General features: G+C 48.2%; 8 protein-coding genes. 7 read left to right on the top strand and 1 reads right to left on the bottom strand.

Annotation, left to right across the window (positions count from 1 at the left end; translation table 11 throughout):
- Window positions 1–294 precede the first annotated feature (294 nt).
- The 4 genes from H6F52_RS25910 (at window position 295) to H6F52_RS25045 (ending at window position 7,128) form a co-directional block, all read left to right on the top strand.
- Window positions 295–1,959 (top strand): chemotaxis protein CheB, encoded by a 1,665-nt coding sequence (locus H6F52_RS25910; RefSeq protein ID WP_190537085.1) that lies wholly within the window; start codon window positions 295–297, stop codon window positions 1,957–1,959.
- Between the two features lie 461 nt (window positions 1,960–2,420).
- Complete coding sequence (locus H6F52_RS25055; protein WP_190427575.1) at window positions 2,421–4,280, top strand: CheR family methyltransferase; 1,860 nt, start codon at window positions 2,421–2,423, stop codon at window positions 4,278–4,280.
- Window positions 4,277–5,191, top strand: coding sequence for a PAS domain S-box protein (locus H6F52_RS25050; RefSeq protein WP_190537084.1), 915 nt, complete (start codon window positions 4,277–4,279; stop codon window positions 5,189–5,191). The genes H6F52_RS25055 and H6F52_RS25050 overlap by 4 nt, the downstream gene beginning before the upstream one ends.
- Window positions 5,192–5,769: 578 nt before the next feature.
- The gene (locus H6F52_RS25045; protein ID WP_190537083.1) at window positions 5,770–7,128 is read left to right on the top strand and encodes an ATP-binding protein; all 1,359 of its coding nucleotides are present in this window, start codon (window positions 5,770–5,772) and stop codon (window positions 7,126–7,128) included.
- 157 nt (window positions 7,129–7,285) lie between these two features.
- On the opposite strand, the gene H6F52_RS25040 is transcribed toward H6F52_RS25045, so the two are convergent.
- Window positions 7,286–8,566: a sugar ABC transporter substrate-binding protein gene (locus H6F52_RS25040; RefSeq protein WP_190537082.1), complete on the bottom strand. Its 1,281-nt coding sequence runs from the start codon at window positions 8,564–8,566 to the stop codon at window positions 7,286–7,288.
- A 229-nt stretch (window positions 8,567–8,795) separates the two neighbouring features.
- Between H6F52_RS25040 and H6F52_RS25035 the strand changes: the two genes are divergently transcribed.
- From H6F52_RS25035 to H6F52_RS25025, 3 genes are read left to right on the top strand one after another with little or no spacing between them, the layout of a single operon-like run.
- Window positions 8,796–9,899, top strand: coding sequence for a type IV pilus biogenesis protein PilM (locus tag H6F52_RS25035; protein ID WP_190413781.1), 1,104 nt, complete (start codon window positions 8,796–8,798; stop codon window positions 9,897–9,899).
- Between the two features lie 4 nt (window positions 9,900–9,903).
- Window positions 9,904–10,704, top strand: a complete 801-nt coding sequence (locus H6F52_RS25030) for a PilN domain-containing protein (protein ID WP_190413631.1) — start codon at window positions 9,904–9,906, stop codon at window positions 10,702–10,704.
- A complete protein-coding gene (locus H6F52_RS25025; RefSeq protein WP_190537081.1) occupies window positions 10,701–11,492 on the top strand; it encodes a hypothetical protein in 792 nt (263 codons plus the stop codon). The genes H6F52_RS25030 and H6F52_RS25025 overlap by 4 nt, the downstream gene beginning before the upstream one ends.
- Window positions 11,493–11,527: the final 35 nt, after the last annotated feature.

Here is an 11,527-nt window from a genome sequence, read left to right as displayed (position 1 = left end):
GAACTTCGGCTCAGTCAAAGGTAAGATGAGTAAAACTTATGACCGGCAGCTAGCAATCGCCTAATTTTAGACCCCATATTACCCCAGCGACGACTTTTGCAAGAGGTCTACTCAGTAAGCGCTTTCATGCCGAGGATTGATGACGAGTGACAGATGTTAGCCTAAAGTAACCAATACAGGATCTCGAAGCGTCTGCGGCGATGATTCAGCTACTTGTTCGATTGAAAAGAGTTTTGAGAATTCGGTCTTCGCTTGATTGGGTAATTTAATTCATCCGCTGCATTGAGAAAATAAATGTCTGGTCACGATATTATCGTCCTCGGTGCCTCTGCCGGCGGGGTAGAAGCGCTGACTCAACTGGTCAAGGCTTTGCCGCCGGATTTGCCAGCTGCAATCTTTGTCGTCATACACTTCCCTGCCCACAGCACCAGCGCCATGCCAAGTATCCTGAATCGCTGCGGCTCTTTGAAAGCATCTCATCCCAAGGACGGCGAGGCGATTCAATATGGGCGGATTTATGTGGCACCCCCCAATTACCATTTATTAGTTAAACGCGGATACATCCACCTGGCTCGTGGTCCTAAGGAGAACGGTCACAGACCCGCCATCGATCCCCTATTTCGCACGGCAGCCCAGTTCTATGGACGGCGAGTGGTGGGTGTGGTGCTATCGGGCAATCTTGACGACGGGACGGCGGGACTCGCAGCGGTGAAGCAGCGAGGCGGTGTCGCAGTGGTTCAAGATCCCAACGACGCCTTGTTTCCCGGAATGCCCCGTAGCGCTATCGAGAACGTAGAAGTCGATTATATTTTGCCTTTGTCAGCGATCGCTCCTACCCTGGTAAGCTTGGCTCAAGAGTCAGTGACAGCCGAGGAAAAAGAGCCTGTAACTGATGAGATGGAAATGGAATCCGAGAGCGCAGAATTAAATATGGCTTCCATACACAAAGATGACAGACCCGGAACGCCCTCCGGCTTCGGCTGTCCAGATTGCGGGGGTGCCCTGTGGGAACTGCACGACGGTCAGTTGCTTCGGTTCCGCTGCCGCACGGGTCACGCCTATTCCGGCGAGACTCTGCTGGCAGAGCAATCTGAGGCACTAGAGACGGCACTGTGGAATGCGTTTAGGGCACTAGAAGAACGTGCCGCTTTGTCCCGTCGGATGCATCAAGGGGCACGCGATCGCAACCAAACTCGGTCAGCCAAACGCTTTGAAGAACAGGCGCACGAAGCTCAGCACAACGCTACCATCATCCGGCAACTGCTTTTAAATGGCAATGGGGACAAAGAGAAAGATACCCAGACAGACCCGGAAAATGGGAAGCAGGTAGAAAAGGAGAATCGGAGAAAAGCAGGATCGAACCCAGAAACCGAAGAAAATTCTCACCCTTTGATTACCTTTCCCATCGTGGCAGTGGCAGCGTCTGCCGGTGGGATAAAAGCCATCACCGAATTGATTTCTGGCTTGCCAAAAGACTTTCCGGCAGCGATCGCCATCGTCCAGCACCTAGACCCCAAACACCCCAGCCTACTCGCAGAAATCCTGAATCGTCGCACGTCTCTACCCGTCAAGCAGGCAGAACCAAGAGAGCAAATGCGTCCGGGGACAATCTATATCGCGCCGCCGAATCATCACCTGCTGATCGACCCTGACGCTACTCTCTCCCTCACCCAGACGAAACTGGTGCATTTTGTCCGTCCCTCCGCTGATCTACTCTTTGAATCAATCGCGGCGAGTTTTAAAGAACGAGCGATCGCGGTTGTCCTCACCGGGACGGGTAAGGATGGTGCAACCGGCATCAGAGCGATTAAACAAATGGGCGGAATCGCGATCGCGCAAGATCGGGAATCTTCGCAGTATTTTGGGATGCCGGGAGCCGCAATTGAAACTGGAGCAGTCGATTGGATACTCCCCTTAAATGAAATTGCTGCTACTTTGGTGAATCTGGTAAATAGCTAATTGCAAATGGCAAATTGTTGTCACCAACTTTAATCATTTATAGATAGAGTTTGCTAATAAAAATAGGGCAAAAAGCTAGTGATTTACCACGAATCGCTAATCAAACTGTGAGCAATCAATGTAACTTTGTTGAAGACTGGGAATCGGAAATCCTCAGTAGTCATTAAGTCCTCAGCTTGCTGCGATTGACAACTAACCTTTCTACCACTCCCAAAGCGTGATATCTAATTACGCTAATATACTAAATTGATGTTGTGTAAAAAAATATTCGATTAAGCGAGTAGCTATTATAGTCATTTTCGATCGGGTAAGATATACAGAGAAAACCTAAGCGCTAACCCTCTTCCCAAGGCGGTTGTGGGCGGTCAATTCAAAGCCTCTCTCAGATTCTTCTAGAGCAATGGAAGCGAGGTCAAAACCGTATTGCACTTATGGAAAACTGGTATAACTAACAACTACTTATGGATCGCTCAATCCTCAACCCTGAATTTGAAGCGCTGCTAGAGTATCTTAAAGGCAGCCGTGGCTTTGATTTTACTGGCTACAAACGTTCCTCTCTGATGCGTCGCGTCCTGAAAAGGATGCAGATAGTAGGACTGGAAAGCTACAACGATTATATGGATTACCTAGAAGTATATCCAGAAGAATTTATTCACCTGTTTAACACGTTGTTGATTAATGTAACTGCCTTCTTCCGCGATCGCTCAGCCTGGGATTACATTATTGAAGAAATCGTTCCCACCATTGCCGCCCGCAAACAAATCAACGAACCGATCCGCATCTGGAGTGCTGGCTGTGCCTCTGGAGAAGAAGCTTATACTATCGCGATGGCGTTCGCTGAAGCGCTGGGAGTAGAACAGTTCAAAGAACGGGTGAAAATTTATGCCACCGAGTTAGACGAGGAAGCCCTCAATCTAGCCCGCCAAGCGACCTATTCAGCGAAGGATGTCGCGGATCTGGCTCCGGAAATGGTAGAGAAGTACTTCGAGGAATGCGCTCGCGGCTATAACTTTCGCAAGGCTCTGCGTCGCTCGGTGATTTTTGGGCGTCACAACTTGACGATTGATGCTCCCATCTCCCGCATTGACTTACTGGTGTGTCGCAACACTTTGATGTATTTCAATGCCGAAACTCAATCTAAAATCCTCTCCCGCTTTCACTTTGCCCTGAATGACAGTGGCTTTATCTTTTTAGGGAAGGCGGAGATGTTGCTCAGCCACAGCCACACTTTCACACCTGTGGATTTGAAGCGGCGTATCTTTACCAAAGCCCATAAAATAGGAATACGCGAACGGTTGTTGCTTATGGCTCAGTCTGGCAGCGAGGAGGCAGTGAACAATCTAGCCACTCATGTCCGCATTCGGGAAGTCGCCTTCGACAGCAGCCCGACATCCCAGATAGTGATAGATGTCAATGGCTTTTTAGTGCTGGTGAACGAACGTGCTAGGGCAATGTTTCCCTTGAGTCCGAAGGATCTGGGTCGCCCCTTGCAAGATTTAGAAATTTCTTATCGTCCCCTGGAATTACGCTCTTGTATCGATCAAGCCTATGCGGAGCGCCGACAGATTACTGTCAGGGATGTGCCGTGGCAAACTCCGAAAGGCGAAACGATTACTCTAGACGTGCTGGTGGTACCGCTCGTAGAGGTATCCAACAATCTTTTAGGCGTCAGTATTTCCTTCATTGATGTCAGCCGCTACAAACGGCTACAGGACGATTTGCAACAATCCAACCAAGAACTGGAAATGGCTTATGAGGAACTCCAGTCTACGAATGAAGAGTTGGAAACGACGAACGAGGAACTCCAATCCTCTAACGAAGAGTTAGAGACGACAAATGAGGAACTCCAATCCTCTAACGAAGAGCTAGAAACCATGAACGAAGAGCTACAATCCACGAATGAGGAATTGCAGGCTCTTAACGATGAAATGCACCGCCGCAGCGAAGAACTCAACGACGCAAACGCCTTTTTAGAGTCGATTTTAGGCACTCTTCGGGGTGGCATCGTCGTAGTCGGGCGAGATATGCATATCCAGCGTTGGGATCGCAAAGCTGAGGAGTTGTGGGGACTGGGAAGCGATGAAATCCAAGGACAACACTTTCTAAATTTAGATATTGGCTTGCCAGTAGAGCAACTCAAACAGCCGATTCGCAACTGTCTAGCTGGGGAGAACGATTTACAAGAAATTATCCTCAATGCCACTAACCGACGCGGCAAGGCAATTGAGTGTAAAGTCTCTTGTAAACCTTTGTTAGGGAAGGAGGGAGAGATTCGAGAAGTGCTTTTATTCATGGAGGAGCAAGAAGGAGTTCCTGAATGAATGAGGACAAGTTTTCCCAGCAGATAATCCTTCTACAACAACACTTGGCAATCCTGCACAAATATTTATTAGCCATTGATTCATCGCCCCTACAGGCATTAATCTTGCAGCAAATCGTGTTGGCGACGGCAGCGTTTGAGGACTTTTGCTTCGTCTTGGAAGACTTGCTGGTGGCGCACGAGGAGCTATCTCAATCCAACGAGCGTTTGGCAGCGATGGAGAGCGATTGCCAAGACATGAACCAATCTCGACAGTTCCAGGTGCAATACTCTAAACAGAGGCTACAAGTTCTCAATGAGCAACTGCGAGCGACTGTCGAAGCATTAGCCAAGAGCGATCGCGCCTTAGAGAATAAAAACCACGACTGGCTTGTCGTCAACGAACACCTGCAAAGCGCGATCGCCCAAATTAAGACCACTGCTGATAGCTTAGAGGCGCGTAACGAAGATTTACAAATAAAATCAGAACAATTAGATACAAGTAACGAAGAGCTACGCCTAACAACAGAAAAACTGCGGCTGTCCAGCAACCAGGTTAACCAAGCCAACGCCTTTCTCAAATCTATTTTTACCAGCCTACCGGGCGGCATTGTCGTATTAAACCAAGAACTGAACATCCAAATCTGGAATCCTCAAGCTGAAGATTTGTGGGGACTGCGAAGCGATGAAGTCCAGGGACAGCCTTTTCTAAATTTAAAGATTGGCTTGCCGGTAGAGCAGCTTAGACAGCCGATTCAAAGCTGTTTAACCGGGGACTTGGAATACCACGAAGAAACACTAGATGCTATCAACCGGCGTGGGAGGACAATTCAGTGTAAAGTCACCTGTATGCCTCTATTTATTTTAAAAAAAGATATTCAGGGAGTGATTGTATTAATGCAAGAATTGCACAGCGCTATGCCAATACTATAAAAATCTCAAAGCTACAGTCTGTATTGAAATATCTTTTCTAAGTATGTGTAAAAAATCAACCCTACTGGTATAAAAATAACCGCTTTCCAAACCCCGATCCGACAAGATAAAAAAAGTTAAATTTAGCCGCTTTCTCCCTAAAAAAATCTAAAATATTTTAGCTTTTTCTTCTTCTAACCAGGCAACGCTTACCGTGAAGTGGGCAGAAGGCTGGGGGATCGGGTTTGTTTGGTTTCGAGAAGGAACGGAAAGGTATGTGGATAAAGCTCTGGTTACGGCTTATGGATTTCACCTAACTTATCAGCCTTAAAGAGGATTTACATATAAATTTCTTACAGTTAACTCAAAGTATGTACATAGTGTCTTTACTAAGATTTTGCACACTTTGTGTATTACGGGAATTTATTCATTAAAGTTAAGTTCAACGGCACTTGCTGCCAAAAGCTAAAAACTTTGTGTGATTTGTCTAGTTGCTTAGGGCGCTTACAGCTAATCTGATTTCCAAATTGCTCAAAAAGCAAAATGGGTGATTCAAGAGCTTAACAAAAGTTTAAAAAAAGATAGTAATCAAGAATTTCATGACTTTTCACCTAAAAGGAGAGCGGTTTACCGAGAAAATAGAGACGGCACGCCAACGCGCAGCGGCGTTACAGCAGCGTGTCACCGAATCGCCTCAGCAACAGCCAGCGCTGCTAGCGGGATCGCTGGAAGAATTAAAAACCGCTTTGGAAGAATTACACGTAGCCGAAGAAGAACTGCGCCAGCAGAATGAGGAGTTGTTAGTGGCGAGGGGAGCATTGGAATCGGAACGCCAGCGCTACCTAGACCTATTCGAGTTTGCTCCAGACGGCTACCTGGTAACAGATGCGGCTGGAACGATTCGGGAAGCCAACCGCGCCGCCGCTGAGCTTCTCGGTATCTTGCCCACTTACCTAGTGGGCAAACCGCTAATCATATTTGTGCCTCAAGAAGCTCGTCGAGCCTTTCGTTCCCAACTGACTCAGGTGCCAAAATTAGGCTTAGTTCAGGAGTGGGAGGTGCGACTAAAATCGCGTCAAGGCAAACTCTTTAATGCTGCGCTGACTGTCACCAGCGTCCCAGATAAGCAAGGTAAGGGGTCTTCCCTGCGCTGGATGCTACGTGATATCACCGCCCGCAAGCAAGCGGAGGAGAAAATTCGCTATTATCATTTACAAAATTTGCGCCTTCAAGAAGAAGTCCGGCTGAAGTCGCAGTTTTTGGCGCTGATGTCCCACGAACTGCGGACTCCGATGAATGCGATTCTAGGCTTTTCGCAATTGTTGATGCGCCAAGCTCAGCATCAGCTGGGTCAAAACCAACTACATATGCTGGAGCGCATTTTTAATAGTGGCAAACACCTACTCAAACTGATTGAGGATATTCTGGACTTCTCTAAGCTAGAGGCGGGAAAGCTGGAATTAAATTTGGAAGAATTTGACTTAGTCGAGCTAGTCTCGCAAACGGTGGAAGAACTCCAGAGCTTGGCTCAGCAGAAGCATTTGGAAGTGCATATTCACGTTAGTCTTCATAATCCTTGTGTTGTGAATGACAGTAATCGCGTGCGGCAGGTGTTGGTTAATCTTCTTTCCAATGCGATTAAGTTTACCGATTCGGGTAGCATTACTATAGATGCTTGCGAACCGACACCCGACCAAATTGCGATCGCTGTCAAAGATACGGGCATTGGGATCGAGGAGTCGGAAATTCAGCAAATTTTTCAAGAATTTCGACAACTCAGTCAAAGCCTGACGCGCACTCATGGGGGTACGGGTTTAGGGCTTGCCATTACTGACCGATTAGTTCGCATGATGGATGGGAAAATACAGGTGGAAAGTCAGCCGGGAGAGGGTTCAACTTTCCGCCTAGAGTTGCCCCGTGAAGTCACATCAAGCTCTAATACTGCTGTAATCGTGTGATAACTCCCCATCTAGAGAAAAAAGTGCCTCTCCAAACCTCTCCCCAAACCCCTCTCCGAAACGGAGAGGGGTTTTGAATATTTCTCTTGAATATTGCTCCCCTTCCCGATTCCAGGAAGGGGTTGGGGGTTAGGTCTGGCAGCTTTAGCGTGAATCCCTAGCGTTGATTCCACGCTAAAGCTGCATCTCCAACTGCTTTGTCTACCGTTTTTTCCCCTAACATTGCTGCTTGCAAATTCTCATAAATTGCCTTCTGCAACTTGTTGAGATCCTTCATCGCCGGGACTAAAACCTCTGCCGATGTCAATTGGCTGGCACTAATGACGCGAGCTTGTTCTACTGGCGACACCTTCGGATTACTGGCTATCTGGCTTTGGTACTCTTGCACTGCCTGAACTGTAGACGGCAACACGTTCGCCGCCTTAGCAAAAGCCAGCTGATTTTGATCGTTGGTGACAAATAAAGCAAATTTGAGGGCGTCATCCGGATTTGGAGTGTCGCGGGGAATCACCAGATTCATCACCGCTACATTCTTTTTACCCGTTTCGCCGGTAATCTGAGGTGCCGCAGCGGAGACTTGCGCGATCGCTGGGGCGTTCTTCTCAATCGTCGCCATAAACTCTGCGCCCGTTGCTAGCACCGCCGTCTCACCTGCTTGGTACAGTTCAACCGCACGTCGATGCCCTTGTGTCAATACTTCCTGGGGCAACAGCTTCTTCTGGTAAAGGTCTACCCAATACTGAAACGCCGCTTTCCCGGCGGGTGTATTAAAAGCCGCCTCTCCATTGGCATCCACCAATTGAACCCCCATCTGCACCATCGATTCCAGCACCTCAGCCGAATCTTCTGGAACTAGGGTTGCAAAAAACGCATACTTGCCGGTTTTTTCCTTAATTTGTTGAGCAACTTGTGCCAGTTCGGCATAAGTCGCCGGAGGTTTGCTTACCCCAGCGGCTTTAAACAAATCCTGGTTGTAAATCGTCACCCGCGTCGTTAAATACCAGGGAAGTCCAAAACTTTGGTCGCTGAGCGTGCTAGCCTTCCATATATTAGGTAGATATTGCTGACGCACCGCCTGGGGAACTTTAGTATCTAAATTCAACCAAGCATTGCGCGACGCCAACTGAGAGGCAAAGTCCGGATTGAGGTTCGCGACATCGGGTGCTGTTTTTGCCGAAACCGCGGTCAGGATTTTGCTTTCCATCGCACTCCAGGGTACATCTACCCAGCGGACTTTGACGCCGGTATTTTCGGCTTCAAAGTTGGCAATCAGTTTGTTGAAATACTCAGTAAACTGCGGTTGCAGCTGCATCGTCCAGAACTCAATTTCCCCTTTTCCGGATGGGGCAGATCCAGGGCTACAGCTGATAACCCAGCTGAAAATGAACCCCAATAGGGTACAGATGCCCAATCGTCTCCAGGTTTTCCTACGGATCATGTAAATTGCAATTCCACTTTCAGCGCTAGCAGTAACCCAGCTAGCAGTAACTCATCCTACCTGATGAGGTATATCTAATGGTACGGAATCTATCAGGGTGTATTTTTGTCTCTACCGATGTGTTTGTCAGCTAGATTGGGTACCATGAATCTGTCTCTATTTCCCTATACGCAATCTCTCTTACCTAACTAAAGTTTCTATGGCTGCTCCCCTCAGCAAACCTAAAGATATGTTCACCCGATTTAAAGGATTATTATCGAAACGTACCAAAGGAATTGGTATAGAAATTGCCCCTGAACGAATTAATATTGCTCAGCTACGCAAGCAGGGACAAGGATTCAAATTAACAATGCTGTCCTCGAAAGAAGTTCCGGAAGGGGTTTTTCAAGAAGGCAAGATTATCGATGCCCCAGCTTTAGCAGAACTGATTAAGGAAGCGATCGCTGAAAGTAAGATAAAAGTCCAGAACGTCGCCACTGCCGTATCGGGTCGCGAAGCCGTGGTGCGCGTTATCCCAGTGCCTGCGGAACTTGATGACAAAGAGTTGCGGGAAATGGTGTTGGATCACGAAGCCGGTCTCTACTTGCCTTTTCCACGGGAGGAAGCAGATGTAGACTACCAGAAGCTGGGATTTTTCACCGATGAGGATGGAATCGAGAAGGTGCAGGTGCTGCTAGTTGCCACCCGCAAGGATGTGACAGATACCTATATCGAAACCTTCCGGGAAGCTGGATTAAAAATCGATGTATTAGAGATTAGCAGTTTTTCTCTGATTCGGACGATTCGAGAGCAGTTGCGGCAATTTGGTCCTCAAGAAGCTGCCGTTTTGGTAGATATTGAGTTCGACAGCACCGAGATTGCCATCATCGTAGATGGGGTGCCACAATTCTCGCGCACCGTGCCGATTGGGACATATCAACTACAGAGTGCCCTCAATCGGGCGATGAATTTACCGACATCGAGAAACACTGAAATCCTGCAAGGGATGACAATTCCCAACACCCCCGTCGATAATGTCCGCACAGGCGCAACAGGGATCAATCCCGGTATGGCGGCTTTGGTTAGAGTATTGGGAGAGCTTGCCGACGAACTGCGTCGTTCTATCGATTTTTATCTAAATCAGAGCGAAAATTTAGAAGTGGCGCAGCTGCTACTCGCTGGGCCAGGAGGAGGAATTGGACAACTGGATGAATTCTTCACGCAACGGTTGAGCTTGCCAACGACACAAGTAGACCCAGTTGCGGCCCTTTCCTTGGAGGTGATAGAGGAAATTTCACCAGTGCAAAGACCGGGATTGGGAGTGGTATTGGGATTAGGACTACGAGAGGTTTAAAGCGATGTATAGCCTAGATATTAATTTTCTTAAGGATCGCCCGGACATCATCCGCCGCGATGTCCCCGGTGCCAAAGCTCCCTCTGGGAATAAAAACATGACGCCGCTGTTGGCGGGATTGGCAGTCGGTCTGCTGTTGCCAGCAGGAGTTGGGGCGTTGTGGTTGTTGCTGCAAAACCAAACCGAACAATTGACCGCCAAAAAAGCTCAATTGGAACAGCGGCTCAATGAAGGCAAAGCCAAAGAGCAGCAAATTCAAGCAATCAACAACGAAACTCAGGCAGTGAAAGGAGAAACGCAGGCACTCGCCAGCGTGTTCAATCAATTAGCTCCGTGGTCAGCGATTTTGCAGGATATCCGCGATCGCGTGCCACCCGGTCTGCAAATCACCAGCATTGAGCAAACCGCGCCAGATCCAGCCACCGCCGCCGCAGCCCCTAGCCCCACTGCTGCCGCTGCCCCTCCGAGTTCTAACGTGTCAATCAAAGGGTACGCTCGCTCCTTTGATGAAGTGAACGACTTTTTGCTAACGCTACAGCGATCTAAGTTATTCGATAGCGAAGATACCCAAATTGTGGCGGCTGAGTTGAAAGACAATCAAACTCAGGTGCAACAGCCCCAGGATCAAGGAAATTCCAACGCTAGAGTAGAAATTAAATTGCCAAAAGTGGTGGAATACACCATTAAAACGAGCCTGAGCGATGCCCCAGCTTCCCAGTTACTTAGAGAGTGGGAGCGCAAAGGTGCAGTGGGATTAGCGACTCGGCTTAGAAACCTTCAGAACACAGGAGCGCTGCAAAAATGACGGTAAGTCAAGACTTTATACCATCCGATGAAGGCCAAGATGAAGCTGCCTATCCCAGTGCCTTTGGTATTACTTTCACGCCAACAGTCAGCGGTGCCTTGCTGGCAGTGTTGGGTTTAGCAGGAGCAGCTTATTTGGTCGCTAACCTTTTGTTGCCTGCGTGGACTTCTTATCAACAACTGCAAACGGATGTAGAAAACACCGAGCAGCAAATTCAACAACAGGCACAACTCCAGCAAAAAATTGATGCGGCGAAAGTAAACTTAAACAGGGCAAAACAGCAAAGAGCTGCTGTCCTTTCCATGTTTGGTAGCTCCAAAACCCTGGATACCTTAATGCTGGATATCAATCGTTTTGTTAAGGCAAGACAGGGTAAATTGACCAAGTATGAGCCAAGAAGAAACGATGCCGCTGATGCTAGCAGTAGTGACATTATTACTGATGGATCTTTAGGGCCGGAAGTCAATGGTAAGCTCAAACGTAAGGTATACAATGTAAGCTTTGAAGGCGACTACGGACAAACCCAATCGATTCTGAGAAGTCTAGAACGACTCCAGCAACTGCTAGTAGTAAAAGACTTGAAATCAGATTTAAAGGACGCGGCGACCAGTCAGAAAATTACGGTGAACCGGCAGGGTCAGATTGTCCCCACTGGCAAACCAAAAGAGCGAACCTTGATTAACACCTCTTTTAAGTTAGAGGTGCTGCTGCCATTATCGGAGCAGGAAGCGAAAGAGGCGGCGGCAGCAGCAGCGGCAGCAGCAGCGGCAGCTCAACCACCCCAGTAGGAGACAGCGAGTAGGTGTCGAGAATTCGACCTGAA

The organism is Coleofasciculus sp. FACHB-542 (assembly GCF_014695825.1).
Classification (GTDB): domain Bacteria; phylum Cyanobacteriota; class Cyanobacteriia; order Cyanobacteriales; family FACHB-T130; genus FACHB-T130.
This window is presented reverse-complemented; position numbering and strand designations above follow the sequence as displayed.

Bases quoted from the DNA above. Each gene is read 5' to 3' on its own strand.
- H6F52_RS25910 (WP_190537085.1), top strand. From the start codon at position 295: ATGTCTGGTCACGATATTATCGTCCTCGGTGCCTCTGCCGGCGGGGTA.
- H6F52_RS25055 (WP_190427575.1), top strand. From the start codon at position 2,421: ATGGATCGCTCAATCCTCAACCCTGAATTTGAAGCGCTGCTAGAGTAT.
- H6F52_RS25050 (WP_190537084.1), top strand. From the start codon at position 4,277: ATGAATGAGGACAAGTTTTCCCAGCAGATAATCCTTCTACAACAACAC.
- H6F52_RS25045 (WP_190537083.1), top strand. From the start codon at position 5,770: ATGACTTTTCACCTAAAAGGAGAGCGGTTTACCGAGAAAATAGAGACG.
- H6F52_RS25040 (WP_190537082.1), bottom strand. From the start codon at position 8,566: ATGATCCGTAGGAAAACCTGGAGACGATTGGGCATCTGTACCCTATTG.
- H6F52_RS25035 (WP_190413781.1), top strand. From the start codon at position 8,796: ATGTTCACCCGATTTAAAGGATTATTATCGAAACGTACCAAAGGAATT.
- H6F52_RS25030 (WP_190413631.1), top strand. From the start codon at position 9,904: ATGTATAGCCTAGATATTAATTTTCTTAAGGATCGCCCGGACATCATC.
- H6F52_RS25025 (WP_190537081.1), top strand. From the start codon at position 10,701: ATGACGGTAAGTCAAGACTTTATACCATCCGATGAAGGCCAAGATGAA.